General features: G+C 44.7%; 14 protein-coding genes and 1 pseudogene. 7 read left to right on the top strand and 8 right to left on the bottom strand.

Translation table 11 applies throughout. The features are described from left to right. The 3 genes and pseudogenes from QUB37_RS03235 to QUB37_RS03225 all read left to right on the top strand — a co-directional run. Positions 1-384: pseudogene (locus QUB37_RS03235) on the top strand (chromosome partitioning protein ParA); the annotation flags it as partial. 50 nt (positions 385-434) lie between these two features. Then, a complete protein-coding gene (locus QUB37_RS03230; protein ID WP_333159042.1) occupies positions 435-1,490 on the top strand; it encodes a class I SAM-dependent methyltransferase in 1,056 nt (351 codons plus the stop codon). 73 nt (positions 1,491-1,563) lie between these two features. Next, positions 1,564-2,304 carry a class I SAM-dependent methyltransferase gene (locus QUB37_RS03225; protein WP_333159040.1) on the top strand — a complete coding sequence of 247 codons (741 nt, stop codon included), beginning with the start codon at positions 1,564-1,566 and terminating at the stop codon, positions 2,302-2,304. Positions 2,305-2,330: 26 nt separating this feature from the next. On the opposite strand, the gene QUB37_RS03220 is transcribed toward QUB37_RS03225, so the two are convergent. From QUB37_RS03220 to QUB37_RS03190, 7 genes are all read right to left on the bottom strand, one after another. Continuing rightward, positions 2,331-3,119 (bottom strand): hypothetical protein, encoded by a 789-nt coding sequence (locus QUB37_RS03220; RefSeq protein ID WP_333159038.1) that lies wholly within the window; start codon positions 3,117-3,119, stop codon positions 2,331-2,333. 30 nt (positions 3,120-3,149) lie between these two features. After that, positions 3,150-8,138: a tetratricopeptide repeat protein gene (locus QUB37_RS03215; protein WP_333159035.1), complete on the bottom strand. Its 4,989-nt coding sequence runs from the start codon at positions 8,136-8,138 to the stop codon at positions 3,150-3,152. 44 nt (positions 8,139-8,182) lie between these two features. Then, complete coding sequence (locus tag QUB37_RS03210; protein WP_333159033.1) at positions 8,183-12,700, bottom strand: tetratricopeptide repeat protein; 4,518 nt, start codon at positions 12,698-12,700, stop codon at positions 8,183-8,185. A 472-nt stretch (positions 12,701-13,172) separates the two neighbouring features. Continuing rightward, complete coding sequence (locus tag QUB37_RS03205; RefSeq protein WP_333159031.1) at positions 13,173-13,775, bottom strand: 50S ribosomal protein L25/general stress protein Ctc; 603 nt, start codon at positions 13,773-13,775, stop codon at positions 13,173-13,175. Between the two features lie 192 nt (positions 13,776-13,967). Beyond that, positions 13,968-14,336: a hypothetical protein gene (locus QUB37_RS03200; RefSeq protein WP_333144866.1), complete on the bottom strand. Its 369-nt coding sequence runs from the start codon at positions 14,334-14,336 to the stop codon at positions 13,968-13,970. Between the two features lie 17 nt (positions 14,337-14,353). Next, positions 14,354-14,791: a hypothetical protein gene (locus tag QUB37_RS03195; RefSeq protein ID WP_333159029.1), complete on the bottom strand. Its 438-nt coding sequence runs from the start codon at positions 14,789-14,791 to the stop codon at positions 14,354-14,356. A 54-nt stretch (positions 14,792-14,845) separates the two neighbouring features. Continuing rightward, a complete protein-coding gene (locus tag QUB37_RS03190) occupies positions 14,846-16,186 on the bottom strand; it encodes an adenylosuccinate synthase (protein ID WP_333159027.1) in 1,341 nt (446 codons plus the stop codon). 353 nt (positions 16,187-16,539) lie between these two features. Here QUB37_RS03190 and QUB37_RS03185 point away from each other — a divergent pair, with 353 nt between their 5' ends. Beyond that, positions 16,540-17,577 carry an adenosine deaminase gene (locus tag QUB37_RS03185; RefSeq protein WP_333159025.1) on the top strand — a complete coding sequence of 346 codons (1,038 nt, stop codon included), beginning with the start codon at positions 16,540-16,542 and terminating at the stop codon, positions 17,575-17,577. A gap of 93 nt (positions 17,578-17,670) precedes the next feature. Here QUB37_RS03185 and QUB37_RS03180 read toward each other — a convergent pair whose 3' ends face one another. Beyond that, complete coding sequence (locus QUB37_RS03180; protein WP_333159023.1) at positions 17,671-18,213, bottom strand: Uma2 family endonuclease; 543 nt, start codon at positions 18,211-18,213, stop codon at positions 17,671-17,673. 160 nt (positions 18,214-18,373) lie between these two features. Between QUB37_RS03180 and QUB37_RS03175 the strand changes: the two genes are divergently transcribed. The 3 genes from QUB37_RS03175 (at position 18,374) to QUB37_RS03165 (ending at position 21,772) form a co-directional block, all read left to right on the top strand. Beyond that, positions 18,374-19,678 carry an aspartate aminotransferase family protein gene (locus tag QUB37_RS03175; protein WP_333159020.1) on the top strand — a complete coding sequence of 435 codons (1,305 nt, stop codon included), beginning with the start codon at positions 18,374-18,376 and terminating at the stop codon, positions 19,676-19,678. 202 nt (positions 19,679-19,880) lie between these two features. After that, positions 19,881-21,359: a TldD/PmbA family protein gene (locus QUB37_RS03170; RefSeq protein WP_333159016.1), complete on the top strand. Its 1,479-nt coding sequence runs from the start codon at positions 19,881-19,883 to the stop codon at positions 21,357-21,359. A 125-nt stretch (positions 21,360-21,484) separates the two neighbouring features. After that, positions 21,485-21,772, top strand: a complete 288-nt coding sequence (locus QUB37_RS03165) for a hypothetical protein (protein ID WP_333159015.1) — start codon at positions 21,485-21,487, stop codon at positions 21,770-21,772. The last annotated feature ends 9 nt before the right edge of the window (positions 21,773-21,781 follow it).

The raw sequence follows: 21,781 nt of genomic DNA, 5'->3' as shown, positions 1-21,781 counted from the left end.
TGGGAGGAATCACAGGCTCAATTAGCCCAAACTCAAAGTGAATTGCAGCAGCAGATTCACCAGCAACTTGATCGCTCCCAGTTTCAGCAAGCTTTATCCTCTCAGACAAATGAAGAGAAGCAAATGCACTACCAACTCCTAGTGCGGGATGCCTGGTATGCTTATTGCAATAGCAATCTGACCCAGATGGCTCGAACTCTACAGCAATCTTTGAAATATACACCTTCTTCAAAAACGGAAACAGTTGTGAACTGGTTAGAAAGCTTTGCCAAGTTTTCTTTAGAGAAAGGCTACGAACTCGATACGGAATCTTTGACTAATTTAGAAGAATGGAAACACTTAATGAGTCGCACTCTGGCGGTTAAAGTAGGACTAACTCGCTAGAATCTGTTCAGCAATTATCCATTATCAAAGGAGAGTTCGAGCAAAATTATATGGATTTTCAAAAATCGCATCTTCGGCTACAGCAAATTCAGGTCGACTTGGAGCGATCGCGCTCTAATACAACCCAGATTCAGTCAGACTTAGATAGTTTAAACTTTAAGGAAAATACGAGCAAAAAACAGAGACAGCCTTCAAATAACAACAGTATCAACGAAAAAATAGGGTCTCATTGGTCTCGTGTCGCCAAAGAAAGCGTAGAATTGCGTGTGAGGTGGTGGCAAAGTCCCCATATTATTAGGCATATAAACGAGAAGATTGCTGGCTCACCATTGGAGGGATTTTCTCAAGGTCTCACACAACGTGCCAAAGAAATGGCTGGCGATTGTTGCCCATTTTCACGCGGTGTATCAGTAGGATGTGGCAACGGACAAAAAGAAATTACCTTAATTCGTCAAGGGCTTGTTTCTTCTTTTGAGCTATACGAACTTTCAGAGATCCGTGTGGAGCAAGGGAGAAAGTTAGCCAGAGAGCTTGGTATTGAAGATAGAGTTAATTTTTATATTGGAGATGCTTTTGAAATAGTTAAGGACAGAGAATCCTTTGACTTCGTTCACTGGAATAATTCTCTACATCATATGCTGGATGTTGAAGCCAGTATAAAATGGAGTTATAACGTATTATCAAAAGGAGGAATGTTTTATATGGATGATTATGTCGGGCCGAGTCGTTTTCAATGGTCTGACAAAATGCTAGAGATGGTATCTAAGGTAAGGGGCGTACTTCCCGAAAACTATTTGGTTAATCCTAGAAACCCAAATAACTTATTGCCAAAACAAATTAAGCGCCCTAAAGTGGAAGAATTGATGCAAATAGACCCTTCTGAAGCGGCGGATTCAGATAGAATACTATATTTTGTAAATCAATATTTTCCCAAGGCAGAAGTCACCCTTACGGGCGGAGTAGTTTATCACCTAGCTCTTTCTGATGTTCTTCACAATTTTGATGAATCAAGAGATAGACATCTTTTAGATTTGCTTATGATTATAGATGATTTGTGTGCAGAATTGGGAGAATCCACTTATGCAACTGCCCTAGCATTTAAGTGAGAATTTATTATATATATTGAACACCCCCTCTATATAATTTTGTTAGTTCTTTGTAGTTTTTATTGGTGAAAAAATGAACTCATTACCCTTACCACCGAAAGAGCTTCGTTTCATGCAGGAAAGCGATGAACTTTTTATCTCGATTGGCGATGATTTGGTCACGCAGATTCAAACACTCGCTGGACTCCAAAGTGACTTTTCTTTGATTGATATAGGCAGTGGCTATGGAAGACTGGCACACGCATTGCTAAGGCAGGGATTTTCGGGTAAGTACATCGGTCTTGAGATTTTAAGAAGGCACGTCGCTTGGTGCCAAGAAAACCTCAGCAGGACCTCAATTTCTTTTCAGCATTTAGATGTTTATAATTCCCGTTACAATCCATCTGGTACAATTCGTGCTGAAGCAGTGAAATTGGATGAGTTAGTTAAAAAAGGGGATTTAATAGTTTTGACCAGTGTTTTTACGCACATGATGCCCACTGAAATTGAAAATTATATCGATTGCTTTTCACGGATGGTGCTTCCTGGTGGCAGTGTTTGTGCAACATTTTTTTTATTAAATGAGCAGCGACGAGAACTTATAGAAAAAAAACAGAGTGGTCTCTCATTTCCTTTTCAGCTAACTGATTTCTCGCTCTACCACAACGAGCATGACCCTCTACACGCCATTGCTTTTGATGAAAGCTGGGCGATCGAACTCATTCAGAAGAAAGGAATGATGGTGAAAAAAATTCAGCACGGTAACTGGTGTGAGGGAAGTCGAGCTAATACTTCCCAGTACCAAGATTTTGTTGTTTTTGGTCTGAAAATTTGAATGAGCAGACTCATCTATCAGGTTTGTCAGTGACCACCTCTGACATATTTAATATATGATTGTTCAAGAAAATTATTGTAGGCTGCTATATCAGAGTTGGAGGGAGAATCGCCTCGGATAGCTTCTACTATCCAAACAGAGGGATATCCATTAAAAAACGATACTCTACCGTGACGCTCAAGTTTTGTCAATGCTGGTTGTTCACTCTTTCCATATTCACAATATTTAATTTCTCGCCATCCAAGGTTTTCAAGCAGAGAGGTAAGAAACTCCTGAGAATAAAGGAACTGGTGCCCCCAGCCATGAAATGCTCGATTAATTGCGAATGTCGATGAAATTCGCTGCTGTACACTTGGTTCAGACAGGTTGAAATGGGTAGACAGTACCCATTCTAAAGAGGGTGTGGACAGTCTTATAATACCCCCGGGTTTTAGGCTATTCCAAGCATTGTTGAGAAAATCGACAGCACCTTCCAGGCTCAAATGTTCCAAAAAATGTTCTCCATAAACGTACTCGACCCCTGCAAAAGGCCAAGGTTGTGTGACATCCATAACCCCATCTATACCTGGAAAGGGTCGGATATCTACGTTCCACCAGTCAGTCAGAATATTGTGAGGTCCGCAGCCTATTTGGACTTTTTTGATACCGTTAGGATGGCTAGGGCCTAAACGTGGTGAGATATTTTGGTCTGTTATTTCCATAAGTCCCTCAACTCTAGGAGGTTGGTGCTTGCTCATCAGATAATCACTGATGAGCCTGGGAATAATTTTTAAATTAAATTGAAGTTTCCTGGTATAGCCAGCTTTAAAATACAATCATAATTGTCGTCTCTTGTGATTGTAATGTTAATGAGCATTAGAGATTGATGTAGGACGCATTTTTTCTGCATTAAGCTGTTCAATCACCGTGAGCATTTCGCCCACACGCTTGTCAAATGTGTGGTGTTGGCGGATGTTTTGGGATAATTTCCGCCGCTTCTGAACAGTGTCGCTATGGCGAGCGAGACAGGTTTGCACAATTGCGGGAAGTTCTTTCGGTGAACTGTAAGTGATAATCACATCATCAAACACTTCCTCCAACCCAGAGATTTTATCAGAGACGATCACCGCACCGCAAGCGGCAGCATCGAACAAGCGGTTAGAGATAAACCCCTTCTTCTGCATCGTTTCCCAATGGTCATTTAACAAAACGCCACACCGCGTATAGTAGCGTCGGAGCACCTCATTGGGAATGTGCTGACCTTTGAGATAATCAGGCGACAAGAATGGCTCCCAATTCGTACCGTACACATCAACAGCAAGACCACTCTCAATAGCATCGCGGAGGATGTGGCGGTAAACCTTCCGGGAATTGCCGACGAACAAAATCTCACCCACCTTTTCAATCCCCGACTTGTCTGGGTAAAACAAGTCTGGGTCAGTACATTGTAGAAGCGGTGCCACAGGCACCTTCAATGTCTGTTTCAATTCTTCAGCATACAGCAATGAAGCAACAAACACATAGTCGAACTGCTCGTACTCGCTCAAAGAAATTTTATCAGGGTGACTTATATTCCACATGATATTGATGTGGTAAGGCTTGGGCTTATAGCTACTTAGACCCCGCAACACGATCGCCACATCGTCACCAAAGCCTTTAGGCGTTTCCCAATCAGGGAGAATATCAATCCGAACCGAGTGTCCCTTGCGTTCAAAAGCTCGTTTCATCGCCAGCGCAAAATGATAGTCCCCCCATTCATTAGCAACTTCCCAATTCGGCACACCAATTTTAATACTGATGCGGAAGGTAGAACAGATTTTGTCTCTAAGGAGAGCGAAAACCGTATGGGCGCGGTTATTATAAGTATGCTGCTCTAAGGCAATTTTCTGTAGCTTTGCAACTCGTTCTAAGCGCTTGTTTTCGTCTGTCAAAAACTCAGACAGTAATTTTTCAAGGGACTCTTGCGAGTCGTAAGTAGGTAACAGACCGTTAAAAGCTTCTTCATTGCCCAACTTGCCATTGGTAATCACAAGAGTACCAGCCATGAGGGCATCAAAAACACGAGAATTTACCGAACCCCATTCTTTCGTTACTGAATTGGCATCATCTATCACGATTTTGGTAGAAGCATAAACTTTAGGCAAGTCGGTATAAGGAACTGGTCCCCGATAATAATTTTTGAATTTTATAACATTCTCCCAATTGTGACCGTACAAAGCAAAGTTAAAGGGCAAAGCATCCGGGTCTAAAAATTTTATAATTTCTCTTTCCGCTTGCCAGTAGCTGCCAGTGAAGCAATAGTCTGATTTGAACTTAGGATCGAATCGACCGCTAGAAAATCGCTCTGGATTACTGGCAATACGCAACAAATTGACTTGCTTAGATAACTTCGACTTGATGTATTCTGTGCCCCTGACTGAGGAACACCAGAAACAGTCATAGTCCCCAGACCATTTCTGGGAATCCCATCCCTTAAACCAATTACGCGCCCAAGCAACTTTTACAAGAGTTGGCTTGGTATTGTGTAACAGCCGCAAATCATAGTTATGACGCATAACCACCAGCACATCCAACATAGTCATGTCATACCAATCCGGCCCCTCGGATAAATAAAAAACCTCCCAACCGAATTCCCTAACAAGTTGTTCGCCCAACTCAAAAGCTGTAAAATAGTCGCCAGCAGATGCCGCCATGTCTGCTTCAGTTACAGCAAAACCTATTCGCATTGGATGGGAAGTCCAGAACAGAGGATTCTCAAAAAAATCGCGCAAATGACTCCGCCGAACTAAATAGCCAAAGCGACTGTCAAACACAGAGCGGTTGTTTCCCATCCTCTTGTCAAATCCTTTCCCTCCGCTGAAGCGCGTCAAACCGCGATGATGGAAAGCTGTTAGGTGATTGGCACATATGATTTCTTTGCCTAGAAATTGTCGGAAGGAAACGCACAAGTCCACATCTTCCAACCCGTAGAAATACTTTTCTTGAAATTGGCCAGCCGCGAGAAAATCCTCTCGGCGACACATCATAGCAGCACCAGTTACAGCAGGAACCTTCCAAGGTGCCATCTGGACATCCAGAAGTTGCGGAGTATAGCGCACCTCGAAGGGGCGAGACAGTTCATTAGGGTTGTAAAAATTGAACTGGACACCGAGATGCTGCGTTGGTGGCAGCGCTAAAGATCCAGATTGGACGACATCAAGCAGTTTGACACCAACAATGCCAATTTCCGGATCTTGCATTAAATTAACTAATTCCGGGATAATATCTTGACAGAATGTGATGTCGTTATTTAGGAACAATACTAAGGGAGATTGTGTTTTACTAGCAGCTAAATTATTTGAATTTGCGAAGGAATAGTTCTTAGCCCTGTCAATAATTTTGATTGGCAGTGTTTCTGACCAACGCTGGCACACATCAATACTATCGTCATCAGAGCCATGATCGACTATCAAAAATTCTATTGACTCATAGGAATTATAAAGTCCAAAAGAATGAAATAATTTATTTAAAAATTCTCCAGCGTTGAGATTAAGAATAATTATTGCTACAGTTGGCTGAACTAGGTCTTGTGATGATTTTTTATTTTTTGACCTGTAGAGTAATTTGGAGTCAAGAGACCCATGTTTTACAAAAACCTTGCTATCATGTTTTTGTCCTTTAGGACCAATTACTAATGAAACAGGAGATTTTTGTAAATTTTGAGCATTTTCACTAATCCTAACGCTAACATCAACAGCACTTTGACTGTTCAAAGAGGATGGAAGTTCAAAATAGAAACCATAGCATCCATGATTATGAAATATTTTTGCTAAATCCTTACGAAATTTGTTGGCTGCACAATTACCCACTAAGTTATTACCAACAAAAATATCGACAAAAACAACTTTGTCGGGAGCGTTATGATCTCGTACCCAGCCTGATACATAATTTGATGTTGCAAAATCGAGGTGGCCTTCAAAATCTGTCTTACCTTTTTGTGCTTGTAGTTTTCTTAACTTTTGGTGTAACCAAGAGCATTGTGGGTTAAGTTCAACAGCATGACGGTAACAGGCGATCGCCTCCTCAATTTGCTCTTGTTGAGCTAGTATTTCCCCTAGCTTATGCAGACACTCGAAAGAGTTTGGGTTAAGTTCAATAGCGCGATGATAACAACCGATAGCTTCCTCAATTTGCCCTTGTTGGGCTAGTGCTTCCCCTAAGTTGTAGATTGAGTCGAAAAAGTTTGGGTTAAGTTCAATAGCACGATGGTAACAGGCGATCGCCTCATCCCAGCGCTTAACTTTAGCTAGGGCATACCCTAAACCGTGCTGATACGCAACGGAGTTTGCTTCAAGTTTAATAGCATGGCTGTACTCAACTACAGCTTGCTCCCACATTTGCAGTGCGGTTAAGGCCTGCCCTAAGTGGTAATACACAACAGCCACATCGGGGATAAGCTTAATTGCTTTGCGACAGGAGGCGATTGCGTCTTCCCACCGTCCCAGTTTTACTAGAGCTTCCCCTAAATAATGGTGAGCCTCCCATAACTCCGGGTTCAACTCCACAGCATGGCGATACTGCACGCTCGCGCCCTCTAACTGATTTTGCTGTGCCAAAGCCTTGCCGAACTGCAAATACAACTCCGCATCGTCCGGCTGAATTTCCAAAGCCTTTTGACAAACCTCCAAATTATTGGGATTCTGTTCAATACTCCTGCGATAGCAGTTCACTGCGGCATCTAAATCTGCTTCAATATCTTTTTGAAGCGGTTGTACCCTCCCCCGCGAGCACAAAGCATCCCCTAAATGGAAATTAACAACATCCGAATTGGGAGCAACTTCCAAAGCCTTGCGATAAGCTGCGATCGCCTCATCATACTCCCCCAACTGATATAGAGCAAACCCCAAATGATCCTGAGCCTCCAGCGAATTTGGCTCAATTTCAACCGAATTCCGGTATGCCCCTACCGCTTGCTCCCATCTTCCCAGCGTCGTCAACGCATCCCCCAAATGCTGGGAAACTATAGCGGCATCCGGTACGATATCAAGCGCTTTCCGATAAGATGTGATCGCCTCCTCCCACCGCTGCACCCTCGACAAAGTATGCCCCAAATAGTGGTGGACGATCGCCGAGCCCGGTTCCAAATCAGCAGCCTTCGTGTAAGCTGCGATCGCCTCCTCCCATTGACCCTGTGTCGCTAAAGCCGTTCCCAATTTATAGTAAAGCCAATGGAAATCTGGTTTTAATTGAATCCCCTTTCGGTAATAACCCACGGCTTCTGCTAAATCATTCTTACCTTGCAAAGCCTCTGCCAACTTCAAGTACAATTCCCCATCACCCGGATTTAGATCGATCGCATGACGCAAGCACTCAATCCCTTCATCAACCCGCCCCTGTCTTGCCAAAGCCTCCCACAAATTTTGGTAAGGCAAAGCCGATTCTGGGTCAAGTTCGATCGCTTTTCGCAAACAACTTATAGATTCATCCAGTTGACCTTGCAAACACAAACCCTTACCCAAGCTGTTATAAAACTCATAAAAATCTGGATATATTTCCACAGCTTTGCGGTACGCAGCAACGGCTTCATCTAGATTCCCCTGCTGTTCTAAAACCTCTCCTATATTATGCCAAGACCAAGCCGAATTCGGGTTAAGTTCGCAGGCCGTGCGGTAACTTTTCTCCGCCCCATCCCGCTGCCCCAATTTCGCCAAAACTTCACCCAAATTGTGGTGATACCATGAAAAATCTGGGTTTAGTTCAGTACACCGCTGGTAGGCGGCGGCGGCTTCCTCTAATTTATCAGACTGTTTCAGAAGGTTGCCTCTGTGAAAATAATTAGAAGCAGTCTCTTCATGCACTTGTAATGAGTTATTCATATTTACAAAATTATTGTGTACTTTACTTTTTGGTCTGCCTGGTATTATGCTCTAATGCTGAAATCCTGACGATCCCTAGTTAAATGCGGGCTATAACAAGGATCGTTTTCAATAAATTTTTGCCATCTTTTTCCTAGAGTATCTGCCTCTTTTTGCAACCTTTCTTTCTTTTCCGGCGTATCTTCGTAACCACGACTTTTTGATTCGTGGTGGTAGAGAGAAACATGAGGCACGTAAATATTTTGATAGCCTTGCTCAACCATTTTCAAGCATAAATCCACATCATTATAGGCAACTGCTAGTTCCTCATCAAATCCCCCCACACTCTCAAATACCTCACGGCGGCACATCAAACACGCGCCTGTCACCGCTGACAGATTGTTCATCCCCACCACATTGCTGAAATATCCAGGAAAGTTAGCGGGAAAACCGAGGTATATGTGGCCGGCAACCCCGCCAACTCCAAGCACAACTCCCACGTGTTGGATTGTGTTGTCAGCATATAGCAACTTAACTCCCACAGCGCCGATAGAAGACCTTTGAGCTTGCTCCACCATCGCGTCGAGCCAATCGGGAGTAATCACCTCTGTATCATTATTCAAAAATAACAAATAATCTCCCTGCGCTTTGCTAACCCCGTAGTTATTAATCTTAGAAAAATTGAAGGGAACGTCGAACGGGTAACAGGTAAATCTATCGGGTTCCTTCGCTGTCCATTTAGCAATTACTTGAGCCGTCTCTAACTCTGTGCTACCGTTGTCGATAACTATGACTTCATAATTTGGGTACAGACTCTTAGTAAAGATAGATTCTAGGCATTTGTCTAAAACATTGCCGAGATTGCGTGTAGGAATAATAATGCTTACCAGCTTGTAGTCAGGAATTTTGTAGCGGACGATGTAGTGTCCTAAATAGTCCGGCACTCCCTCCACCTTGCCCGGTTCTCCCCTCCTCTCAATAGCTTCTTGCAGAGTTTTCATTGACGCTTCATAAGCATAAGGCTTTGCCTCCGAACTGCTAGCAGTCGAACCCGAGTGCATTCGCCAGTGATAAAGCACTTTGGGAATGTGATAAATTTTGTTAGTTTTTTCTGTAAACCTCAAAACCAAATCATAATCCTGAGCACCTTCAAAACCCGCTCTAAAACCTTCAATTTCGTTGATAATCGATCGCCTGTAAGTCCCCAAATGGCAAGTGTACATCCGAGACAGGAACGAGTCGGGACACCAATCAGGCTTGAAATACGGCCCCATGAGCTTCTCATCAGCAGTCAGCTTATCTTCATCGGAATAGATCATGTCCGCTTCTGGATGGCTGTTCAACATCAACGCCACTTCATACAGTGCATCTGGTGTCAGCAAGTCGTCATGATCTAGCAGCGAAACAAACTCCCCTTCTGCCACCTCCAATGCTGAATTAGATGCGCGGGAAATGTGACCATTTTTGGTTCTATAAACAACTTTGATTCGAGCATCTTTATCTGCATACTCTGTCAAAATTTTCTTGACGTGAGGATCAGTTGAAGCATCGTCAGCGATGCACAATTCCCAGTAAGGATAGATTTGACTCCGAACTGACTCGATCGCCTCCCTCAGAAAATTTTCCGGCGTGTTGTACACTGGTACAATCACGCTGATCAGAGGCTTGTAATTCAACAATTTTACTGTTTCAGCCATCTGCCGCAAGTCGGCTTCTCTGGGACAATTCTGAGCCCGCCACCTGCTATAAGCATCTTGGCTTTGCAGTAGCCCTTCCCGCAAAATATCCAAGTCTAGAGGAAATAATTGAGGATTTAGTTCATTAGCTCTCTGGTAGTAACCTAGCGCTTCATAGAGCTTATTCTGTTGGTTTAATACTCGCCCCAAATTGTAGTTAGCCCACGCAAAGTTGGGATCGATTTCAAGGGCTTTGCGATATGCGGTAGCGGCTTCTTCAAATTTTTCTTGCCGCAACAGAGTATCCCCTAAGTTGTGGTATGACCAGGCAAAGCCGGGATTCTGTTCAATGGCCATCTGGTAAGAAGCTGCCGCTTCATCCAACTTGTACTTTTGCTGATAAAGGTCTCCTAAATTGTGGTGAGTTCCAAAGTAATTCGGGTTAACTTCTATTGCTTTTTTGTATGCGACAATAGCCTGATCTATTTTACCTTCTCCCTGAAGACTCTCGCCTAATTTGTGGTAATCCACAGCATCCCCAGGAGTCCGATCGCTCTTTTCCGCCGCCCTACTTACACCCTTTTTTTTTAATACCTCTTCTAACCGCCCAGAAATAGCCTTGTCATCAGGCCGAATCTGCAACGCCATTTGATAAAAGACGATCGCCCCATCCGGCCAATTTTTCCGCACCAAAGCATTAGCCAACTCAACATAAAGGTCAGCATCATTCGGCGCAATCTCCAGGGCCTTGTGATACAACTGCACATCATCAGGATTCTCCTGAATCGCCCGCCGATACAAATGCATCGCTTCCTTCAACTCCCACTGCGATCGCATCCTCAAAGCATCAGCCAACTTTTGCGAAAGCCACGGCAAATCAGCCTGAATTTCCGCAGCGCGGCGGTAAGCGGCGATCGACTCATCCCACCGTTCCAGCTTCTCAAAAGCCGTTGCCATGTTGTAATAAGTCCACGGAAAATCAGGATTTAACTCGGCCGCGCGTCGGTAAACATCGATCGCTTCCTCCCACCTTTCCATTTCTAGCAGCGCGTCGCCCAATTTGCTCTGCGACCAGAAGAAATTCGGATTAACTTCGTTAGCACGCCGGTACGCAACAACCGCCTCATCCCACCGTTCCAAATTCACCAGCGCTTCTGCTAAATTGTTGTGCGCCCAAAAATGATCGGGATTGAGTTCGATCGACCTTTGGTAAGCCGAAATTGCCTCATCCCACCTTCCCAGCTTAATCAGCGCGTCTGCTAAATAGTTGTGCGACCAACTGAAATCTGGATTTAATTCTGTTGCTTTCCGGTAAGACTCTACAGCTTCTTCCCACCGTTCCAACTTCAGCAGCACGTCTGCTAAATTGTTGTGAGACCAGCTAAAATCTGGATTTAATTCGATCGCCTTGCGGTAAGCATTTACAGCTTCCTCCCACCGTTCCAACTTAACCAGCGACTCAGCTAAATTGTTGTGCGACCAAGAAAGATCGGGATTGTTTCTAATAGCATTGCTGTAAGCTTCTACCGCCGCTTCCCACTGTTCTTGACCCTTAAGAATTTCCCCCAATTCGTGATAAGCTGCGCCAGCATTTGGGTTCAACTCAACCGCGCGCCGGTAACACTCAATTCCCTTATCTACCTTACCTTGCTCGATCAAAGTTTTGGCTAAATTCTCGTGTTCGTCAGCGGTTCCAGACTTGGGGTCGATCGCAAATGCTCGATACCAAGCCTCAGCCGCCTCCTCCGACTTGCCTAACTGCGTCAACAGTTTCGCAAAATTGCGGAAAGCACCTGCAAAATCGGGTTTCAGGGCGATCGCCTTTTCGTAAGCAGAAACCGCTTGCTGCCACTGTTCTTGCTGCGCGCAAATGCTGCCGTAATTAGCATAAGCTTCGGCAAAATTTGGGTTAATTTCTATTGCTTTGACATAACAACTTTTAGCTTCATCAATTTTTCCGCCAGCTTGTAGCGCGTTGCCCAGCATTTTGTAAAGCGGCGCTTCCGGCTTTATTTGTAGCGCTTTTTTGCAAGCTGCGATCGCCTGTTCCAATTTTCCCTGAGCAAAATAGCCTTCTGCCAATATTTTGTATGCTTCTGGATCTTCTATATTAATTGTAGAATTAACTGCCTGCTGCACTGGCGGCTTAACTGGCTGCTGCACTGGCGGCTTAACTGGCTGCTGCACTGGCGGCTTAACTGCACCGTTTGTCGCCGTTGCACCCGCCAAAGTTTGCTCTCCCTCGCTGCCGTTTCTCGCATTAGCTGCGTTCAGTTCAATAGCTTTGCGATAATATACTGTCGCTTCCTCTAACTTACCTTGTTTTTTGAGCGCTTCGCCCAAATTTTGGTAAGCAGTTGCCACATTAGGATTTAATTTTATGGCGCGATCGTAACAGGCGATCGCTTCGGGGAATTTTTCCTGCCGGAAAAAAGCGTCGCCCATATTCAAGTGTTCCCCCGGCGCTACTTTTTCCGGTTCCAAACTAAATGCTTGATACCAGCACTGCTGGGCTTCTTCCGGTTTGTTAATTTGTCCGAATACTTTTGCTAAATTCCGGTACACTCCCGCGAAATTCGGCTTAATCGCGATCGCCTTTTGATAAAATCCGATCGCCTCCTGCCATTTTTGCTGCTGCGCCCCAAGGCTGCCCAAATTCGCGTATACTTCCGCAAAATTCGGTTCTATTTCAATCGCTTTAGCGTACCAGTGCCGCGCCTCTTCCATCCTGCCTTGAGCTTGCAGCGCGTTGCCCAAAGTCTTGTAAGCTGGTGCAAAATTGGGGTGAATCTTCAAAGCTTGCTCGCAGGATGCGATCGCTTCTTCTATTTTTCCTTGGGATAAGTATATTTCTCCCTGTTGGTTAAATTGAACCGCTGTTGATTCTGTATTCACTGTTGATGGCATATGGGCGGCGGCTCCAGAGGCAGGAATTAAATAGGGTAGTCAAAACGTTTCACAATTATACTCGCGTTTGACACTAACAGAACCGGACTTGTTCCCCCAATTCTTAATTTTTTTGACTCCCGGTGCTGGTGAGGAACCGGGATTCTCGGCTAATTTTTTGATTTTACGGCTAAATATGTAAGAATCAGTACGGTTTCTGGGAGATTTGCGCGCCAGTCCAGACTTTTTCACCTTCGGGTCGATCGCCCGTGTTGTAAAGGAAAGTAAACACGGCAGGTTCTTGCTTGTGGGATGCTTTGTTGTGGACTGGGCAAGGGAACCCGCCTAAAAAAATATTACAAACGGCGCCAGATGTGCGATCGAACCTAAACGAAAATAGCCTTTTTAGCAAAAAACGATCGCCCTTTTGGGAGAAAGCGATCGCCCTTTTTTTTCAACAATTAATTAGTTAACAACTATTAGCAATTACTAATTAAGCTGCTGCTGCGTCTTCTTCTGCGTCTTCGGCTTCAGAACCTGCTTGAATTCCCAGCACGGTAACAACCACCTGATCTGGTTCGCCGAGAGCTACCACTCCGGCAGGCAAAACTAATTCGTGAATGTGCAGCGCATCCCCAACCTTTAAATTAGAAATATCTACTTCAATTGCTTCAGGAATGCTGTCAGGTTTGCACTTAACTGCTAGTTGCGTCAGCACGGTATCCAAGATGCCGCCTTCTAACTTGACGCCCACAGCTTCGCCGACAAAATTCAGCGACACTTCAACTTCCAGGCTGTCTTGAGTTGCCACGGAGAAAAAGCTCAGGTGGTAAGGATAGCCCTTCCAAGGATGAACTTGAACTTCCCGGAGCAATGTTTTTCCGCTCCAAGAGAGGTCGGGAATGCTGAGGTCAATTAGGGTATTGTTGACTACGTGCTTTTTGAGCAGGTGTTCAACTGTTTTGGCTTTGATGGTAAGGGAAATGGATTCAGAGCCTTTGTGCCCATAGAGGACGGCGGGAATCAATCCAGAGCGACGGAGGGCGTTAGGTTTGCTGCCTTCTGCCCGCTTTTGACATTCTACTGCGAGTTCCATTTTATGACTTTCTGTTGATTGTTTTCACATTTTACCAGAATTGTGATATTGCGATCGAACATTAATCAGACTCAGGTCAACGGTCACACTTTAACTAGCTTGTAGGGTGCGTCAGTATTGAGTTTATGACAAAAAATTTAGGTCTTATCAACTGACGCACCCTACGAATTGAACCAGTTGCGTAAGTCCCGATTAAATTCGCTGAAGGTATTGATAATTTTCGTTTTCCACACACTTGAGCAATTCCAGCATTTTTCTGAGACGGTACGTTCCTGATTGATACTCTTCTTTTGAAGGGTAATCACCAAGCTTAGTAAGAACTGCATCGCTTTCACTGATGATTGCTTCGCTGAAAATTTTCTTGAACTGCTGGCGAATATCTTGATTTAATTCAACTAGAGGCAGAATTACATTTTCTTCATCTAGGTAAATTTGGGTTTCGACTGATTCGCCACCTATTTTTGAAAATGCTGATTTTGCTAACCATTCGTAAGTAGCTGCTGTTATTCTTACACTATCGGACGGTTCACCATTTGCTGAATAAAAACTGATGTCAAACATTGGGATTACTCCTGCTACTAAACATCTAGAAACTCGTTCAAAGGAATATTTTCTGCATAAGCTATACCTGCTTTTATAAATTTTGCCTTGCCAGGTCCAGAAATTCTATCGGCACTTACAACTGCAATGACAGTAGCAGTATCAATAATTTCATTAACTGCTTTTCCTGAAAGGTATGTGGTTTTGATTTCTATATGCGGTAAGTTTGTTTTTCTTTCCTCTAAGGTTGACTGTGAATCTTTGATATTTTCTCTCGTGTATTGATTATGAAGATCCCGAATTATTTCTTTTACTTGCGAGGCCTCATTGGGAGCGACAATCAAAATGTCTCCTTTCGGATCGTTGCCAGTAGTTCTCTGGGATGCAATGCCAGCTTCAGCTAACTTTCCGATTACCCAGCCCACCAAATCTCGATGAAGGGTTAGTTGGTATATCAGACGATCTTCATCGGTCATTGGAGCATCGTCACACATGAGATAGACCCTTTTTGTCTATTATAACTAAACCTGTTATGATTGTGATGCTACTGGCGTACCGTCAGCAGACAGCAAAGCGCGTTTCGGGCCGTGAATCGGGTCTTCTACAATAATAGTTTGGTCGCGGCTCGCACCGAGAGAAACGATCGCGATCGGCACTTCCATCAAATCTGCCAAAAACTTCAGATAATTCAAAGCTTGGGGCGGTAAATCTTCCAAATTACGGCACTCTTCCGTAGACTGTTTCCAACCGGGAAGGGTTTCGTAAATAGGTTGGCACCGAGCAAATATCCGGGAACTTTTGGGGAAATCAACACATTTTTCGCCGTCAATTTCGTAAGCAACGCAAACTTTTATTTCTTCTAATTCATCCAACACATCTAGTTTGGTAATTGCCAGACAGTCAAGGCCGTTGATGCGGACTGCGTAGCGGCCGATTACTGCGTCGAACCAACCGCAGCGGCGTTTCCTGCCAGTTGTAGTGCCGAATTCTGCACCTCGATCGCCCAAAATTGCTCCTATTCCATCTACCATTTCGGTAGGGAAGGGGCCTTCTCCGACGCGGGTTGTATAAGCTTTTGCTACGCCAATTACGCGATCGATCGCTGTTGGCCCGACTCCGGTTCCCACACAAGCACCGCCAGCGATGGGATTGCTGGAAGTAACGTAAGGATAAGTGCCGTGGTCTAAGTCTAATAAAGTGCCTTGCGCGCCTTCAAACAGAATATTTTTCCGCTTGTGAATTCCCTCATAAATCTTCAGGGAACTATCTACTACGTGCGGCCGCAAACGTTCCGCATACACCCGATATTCATCAATTACATCTTGCGGATTTAAAGGCGGCAAATTGTAGAGTTTTTCTAGAAGGACATTTTTACAATTAATCGTCCATTCCAATTGTTCTTGCAACCCTTCCAAGTCCATTAAATCTAGCATCCGAATGCCAGTACGTTCCGACTTGTCGGCGTAAGTAGGGCCAATGCCGCGTCCCGTCGTCCCGATTTTATAATTTCCCCGCTGCGTTTCCGATGCTACATCAATTAATCGATGATAGGGCATCGTTACGTGAGCAGTTTCCGAAATCATCAGCGAGGCAGTCGAAATATTCAGTGCCTCTAGCTGATCTAACTCTGCAATTAAAACTTTAGGGTCGATGACGGTGCCACAGCCGATAATACACTCTTTATCAGGGTAGAGAATCCCAGACGGAATTAAGTGCAGCTTGAAAGTCTGACCGTTGACTACCACGGTGTGACCCGCGTTGACGCCCCCTTGGTAGCGGACAACGATATCTGCGGATTTGCTGAGCAAATCGGTAATTTTGCCTTTTCCTTCATCGCCCCACTGGGCGCCGATCACAACTACGTTAGCCAAGGGTTTCTCGCGTTCAGTTCAGGTTGACACAATCTCCGATTATGTACGAATGCGTCCCAAATGTCAATCTATTTTAGATTTTAGATTTTGGATTTTAGATTTTAGATTTTAGATACGGGCATGGGGCATGGGGCATGGGGCATGGGGCATCTCCCAAAAAGCCTGTTTTGAAAAGGCAAGATGCCTGTTCCACAAGAATTATGGGAGATGTCTATTGGGCATTAGGCATTGGAACTCACAAATAACCAATGACTAATGACTAATGACTAATGACTACTGACTACTGACTACTGACTACTGACTACTGACTAATTAATTTTTGTTAACATTGAGAAAATAGAGGCTTTGTTGCCATGACTTTACACGCTGAGTTGCACCGCCATCTGGGTGGTTCTGTCGTTCCTAGGGTGCTGTGGCGGTATTTCGATCGCCACAATGCTGAGATGGTTAATCGATTTCAAGAATACTCGGAGTTTGAGGAGTTTTACACTCGTCCGCGCAATACTCTCAATGAGTATTTGGAACTGCACACGCTGGTAGAAAGCGTTCAAACTGTTGAGACGTTGCCTTATTTCATCTATCGGTTGATGCGGGGCGCTTACGTGTTTGAAAATATGGCTTATTTGGAGTTGCGCTATACGCCTTATTTGCGGACTCCAGAACATTTGGATCAGTCAGAACGCATTGATTTGATGGCAGAAATTGTACAAGTTGTGGGCAAGGCAAGTCAAATTAGCGATTGTCCGATTGTTACTAGCCAAATTTTGTGTATGCACTCGCGTTTACCCTATGAGGTGAATCGGGCGATCGTAGATTTGGCGGCGCAAATGGGAGAATATGTTTGTGCGATCGATATAGCTGGCGGCGATGATTGTATTGGCGAGCGTTTGGAGGAGTTTGTCGGATTGTACCAGTACGCGAGGTCGATCGGCATCAAAACTACCGGCCACCTCTACGAAACTACCTCTGGCTGTTATCCCGAACTTCTGCCTTATTTGATGCGTATCGGCCACGGGATTCAAATTCCGTTAAAATATCCCGAATTGCTGCCAGAAGTCGCGCGCAGGGGTCAATGCTTGGAGGTTTGCCCGACTACCTATCTCAAAACGGGGACGTTGCAGGATATGCGTGAATTGAAGGTTGTGTTCGATCGATGTTTTGAAGCTGGCGTCGATATTGCCATTTGCACCGACAACGCGGGATTGCACAACGTGCGGCTGCCTTTTGAGTACGAGAATTTATTAACTCTGGATATCATTGATTTTCGGCAATTGCAAGCGTGTCAAGAGGCCGCTTTCCGCCATGCTTTCGCCTGGCCCTACGGGGAGCGGCCAGTGAAAATGCTGACCGGTTTGTTGCAGCATGAGTCTGTGGGGGCGATCGTGAATTAGCTATCTAAGCTTCTCTCAATGGTTCGTAGTGAGGAATGCAAGTCCTTCTTCATAGAGAGGACTTACATTCCTTACTACGAACCGACTAATTTTTCAATCAAAAACGGGTGGCCACAAATCAGAAATTGGCAATTCCCAGGCCGGGAAAAACTCTGGAATTGTCAATATATCTCCATCTCTGAGAACTTCCGGCTCGGCTCCTGTACGATATACTGTGAGAGTTAATCTGTCCGGGTCAATCAATATTCCCACTTCCGTTCCTAGACTCAAAAATGATTGTATTTTTTCTTTGATAGGTTTGATGCGATCGGTTTTAGATTTAATTTCCACCATCAAGTCAGGAACCAATTCTACAAAATCCCGCCGACTCCGCTTCAGCTTTTCTGCTTTGACAAAAGATACATCTGGTGCGCGCAAGTCACTATTTGGTAAAATAAAGCCAGCGCTGGAACCCGTTAATCGACCCAGCTTGCGTGGCAGTACCCAGATTCCCAAAAGAATAATTAACCGAGAACCAATTTCATCTGAGGTGTAATCGCATGGGCCCATTGCAATGATATTCCCCTGTATTAACTCTAGTCGCCATTCAGGATGTTCAGCTTGTACTTTTTCTAAGTCTTTGACAGTTAGTGACATGATCGAGTCTCCGTCTAATACCTAAGTCTATCATAAGCTAAGCTTTAATTAAAAGAGCCAATAGATATTTGTAAAATTATACTAAGCGTCGGGCGATCGGCAGTCGGTAGCAAGTTATAGTTTGGATGCAGAATCATCAATATAAAAAGATAAAAAAACGATGACAAATATGGACGCTTACTGGATGCCCTTCACTGCCAACCGACAGTTTAAAGCGAATCCGCGAATGTTGGTTTCTGCCAAAGATATGCACTTTACAAGCGATGATAACCGCTCAATTTTAGATGGTACTGCGGGGCTTTGGTGTGTGAATGCAGGGCACGCCCGCGAGACAATTGCCGAAGCAGTTAAACAGCAGGTTTTGCGTTTGGATTACTCTCCGGCTTTTCAGATGGGACATCCGGGGGCTTTTGAATTGGCGGAACGTTTGGTAAAGATGATTCCGGGCAATTTCGATCGCGTTTTCTTTACTAATTCGGGTTCGGAATCTGTAGAAACTGCTTTAAAAATTGCGATTGCTTATCATCGGGTGAAAGGTGAAGGAACTCGCCAACGATTAATCGGTAGGGAACGCGGCTATCACGGCGTTGGTTTTGGGGGAATTTCTGTCGGCGGTATCGGTACAAACCGCAAGTTTTTTGGCAGTTTGCTCACGGGAGTAGATCATTTGCCTCACACTCACAATCTCGAACACAATGCTTTCAGTCGCAAACAACCGGAATGGGGAGCGCATTTGGCGGATGAATTGGAGCGGATTGTTGCTTTGCACGATGCGTCTAATATTGCAGCGGTAATTGTGGAACCGGTGGCTGGTTCTACAGGTGTTTTGATTCCCCCGAAAGGTTATTTGGAGAGGCTGCGGGCGATTTGCGACAAATACGGAATTCTGCTAATTTTTGATGAGGTTATTACCGGCTTCGGGCGACTCGGCTCTAGTTTTGCAAAGGAATATTTTGGGGTGGTTCCTGATATTGTGACGGCGGCGAAAGGGATAACAAACGGTACGGTGCCGATGGGGGCGGTGTTTGTGAAAGAAGGCATTTATGAGGCTTTTATGAATGCTCCTGAAAATGCGATCGAGCTTTTTCACGGTTATACTTATTCTGGTCATCCTCTGGCTTGTGCGGCTGCTTTGGCGACGCTGGATATTTATGAGGAAGAAAAGCTGTTTGAACGAGCCGATAAGATGGCTGGTTACTGGGAAAATGCAGTGCATTCTTTGAAGGGAGTGCGGCACGTAATTGATGTCCGCAATCTGGGACTGGTGGCAGGTATTGAGTTGGAATCTATTGCTGGGAAGCCGGGTAAACGGGCTTTTGATTGTTTCTTGCAGTGCTATGAAAAAGGGTTGCTAATTCGGACGACGGGTGATATTATTGCTTTGTCGCCACCGCTGATTATTGAGAAGGAACATATCGATCGCATTGTGGAAATTTTGACAGCGGTTTTGCAGGAGATGGAGTAGGATTTAACGAACCGCGAAGGCGCGAAAAATGCGAAGGAATAGCAAGAAGAAGATAGGTAGATGTTTTCAGGTAAAGACTCTAGTTGAGAAGGAGAAAAACCTCTCTCTTTTATTCCTTCGCGCTCTTTGCGTCTTCGGGGTTCGTTCAAAAAATTAAAAAGCGCTATAATAATTGACAACTAACGACGAATGACGAATAACTATGGTGCAATTAACTGCAAAAATCTCTGCTAACGAGTTAGCAAATTTGGCTGTAGATTTGATTCGGGAAACAGGTTGCGAGTACGGTGATGTGCGTTTTTGCAGTTACCGAAGGCAGAATCTTTACGCGCGCGATCGATCTTTAAGTCAACTGTCAGATAATGTAAGTTCCGGTTTTGGCGTGCGAGTGCTTCTAGACGGTGCTTGGGGGTTTGCAGCCAGTCACAGCAAAACACCTGCAGAGGTTGCAAGAATAGTCGCTTTGGCTGTAGAAATCGCTAAAGGCAGCCGCTTAACTCAAAAGGAACCGGTGCGGTTGGTGCCTGTAGAAAAATATGTTGATACCTACATTACTCCCATCGCCATTGATCCTTTTTCTGTACCCGTTGCTGACAAAGCTGAACTACTGTTAAATATCAACGAGCGGCTGCTAGCACACGGCGCACAAGGCATCAAAAAAGCTTCTTCTTTTTTGCAGTTCAGCCGCGAAGACAAGGTTTTTGCTTCTACAGAAGGCTCGCTAATCGAACAAACAATCTACCGCAGCTATCCGGGTTTTGACTGTACGGCAATTGCGGGCGGCGATGCCCAAAGTCGCAGTTACGAACGCCCGCCGCTGAATATCGGTTACGAACATATTAATCCCGATGATTTGTTGAGTCAAGTCGAAAGAGTTGCGGCCGAAGCTATTGAGAAAGTCCACGCTCCTAAAATCCCTGCTGGTATTTGTAAATCCCTGATTCTTAAGCCGACAAATTTGTATCTGACAATCCACGAATCGGTAGGACATCCAACAGAATTAGACCGGGTTTACGGCTACGAATCTAACTTTGCTGGCACGAGCTTTGCTACTACTGATAAGTTAAATAAACTGCAATACGCTGCACCTTGGGTGAATTTTAAGTGTGATCGCACTCAACCGGGCGGCCGCGGTACAATGGGTTACGATGATGAGGGCGTAAAATCACAAGAGTGGTACGTTGTCAAGGATGGAATTTTAGTTGATTATCTCACTGACAGAGAGACGGCTTATCGCCTCGGACGCGGTAGCAGCAACGGTTCTGCTTACGCTGACAGTTGGTCGAGCGTGCCGATGGTGAGAATTCCCAATTTGGGATTGGAACCGGGCCCGGATGGCGGCAGCCATACTGCTACTTTGGCAGAGATGATTGCTGATACGGAAGACGGGATTTTAATCGACGGTATGGGTAGTTATTCGATCGACCAGCAGCGGCGCAATTTTCAATTCGGCGGCGATGCTTTTTGGAAAGTGGAAAAAGGTAAAGTTGTCGGTATGTTGAAGGATGTAACTTATCAGGCGATGACTACTGATTTCTGGAATCAAATAGATGCGATCGGGCCGGCTTCGGAGCTGGTTCAGTGCGGTACTCATATATGCGGAAAAGGCGAGCCGATGCAGGTTGCTCAGATGACTCACGCTTGTGTACCCGTGCGAGTGAGGGATATTCAAATTGGGTAATAGGGCATGGGGCAGGGGTCATCGGTTCTTAGTTATTAGTTAATTGCTAACAATGCCCAATTCCCAATGTCAAATTTGCAGTGCCCAATTCGCAATGCCCAATTCGCAATGCCTAATTACTAATCATGATTGTAACAACATCGCCCGCAAGTTTAAGTGAAGACCAAGCCTTATCTGTAGTAGAAAAAGCAGTCAAACTATCCAAAGCAGAGGAAGTATTTGTCAGTCTCTCTACAGGCGAGGAATCTCTTTCGAGATTCTCGGAAAATCAAATCAGCCAAAATATCAGCAAAACTGTATTTAACCTGAGCATTACTAGCTATTTTGGCAACAAAAGCGCCTCTGCGGCTGTTACAGAATTTGATGAAGATGCACCTTACAAAACAATAACTAAAAATTTACTTACCTCCTGAGGAGTTTTT

This window comes from Microcoleus sp. AT3-A2 (genome assembly GCF_036705685.1).
GTDB lineage: Bacteria > Cyanobacteriota > Cyanobacteriia > Cyanobacteriales > Microcoleaceae > Microcoleus.
The sequence above is the reverse complement of the archived record's forward strand: the minus strand, read 5'-3'. Positions and strand labels throughout refer to the sequence as shown.

Excerpts from the sequence above, each read along its gene's own strand:
- QUB37_RS03230 (WP_333159042.1), top strand. The coding sequence starts at position 435 with ATGGATTTTCAAAAATCGCATCTTCGGCTACAGCAAATTCAGGTCGAC.
- QUB37_RS03225 (WP_333159040.1), top strand. The coding sequence starts at position 1,564 with ATGAACTCATTACCCTTACCACCGAAAGAGCTTCGTTTCATGCAGGAA.
- QUB37_RS03215 (WP_333159035.1), bottom strand. The coding sequence starts at position 8,138 with ATGAATAACTCATTACAAGTGCATGAAGAGACTGCTTCTAATTATTTT.
- QUB37_RS03210 (WP_333159033.1), bottom strand. The coding sequence starts at position 12,700 with ATGCCATCAACAGTGAATACAGAATCAACAGCGGTTCAATTTAACCAA.
- QUB37_RS03205 (WP_333159031.1), bottom strand. The coding sequence starts at position 13,775 with ATGGAACTCGCAGTAGAATGTCAAAAGCGGGCAGAAGGCAGCAAACCT.
- QUB37_RS03200 (WP_333144866.1), bottom strand. The coding sequence starts at position 14,336 with ATGTTTGACATCAGTTTTTATTCAGCAAATGGTGAACCGTCCGATAGT.
- QUB37_RS03195 (WP_333159029.1), bottom strand. The coding sequence starts at position 14,791 with ATGACCGATGAAGATCGTCTGATATACCAACTAACCCTTCATCGAGAT.
- QUB37_RS03185 (WP_333159025.1), top strand. The coding sequence starts at position 16,540 with ATGACTTTACACGCTGAGTTGCACCGCCATCTGGGTGGTTCTGTCGTT.
- QUB37_RS03180 (WP_333159023.1), bottom strand. The coding sequence starts at position 18,213 with ATGTCACTAACTGTCAAAGACTTAGAAAAAGTACAAGCTGAACATCCT.
- QUB37_RS03175 (WP_333159020.1), top strand. The coding sequence starts at position 18,374 with ATGACAAATATGGACGCTTACTGGATGCCCTTCACTGCCAACCGACAG.
- QUB37_RS03170 (WP_333159016.1), top strand. The coding sequence starts at position 19,881 with ATGGTGCAATTAACTGCAAAAATCTCTGCTAACGAGTTAGCAAATTTG.
- QUB37_RS03165 (WP_333159015.1), top strand. The coding sequence starts at position 21,485 with ATGATTGTAACAACATCGCCCGCAAGTTTAAGTGAAGACCAAGCCTTA.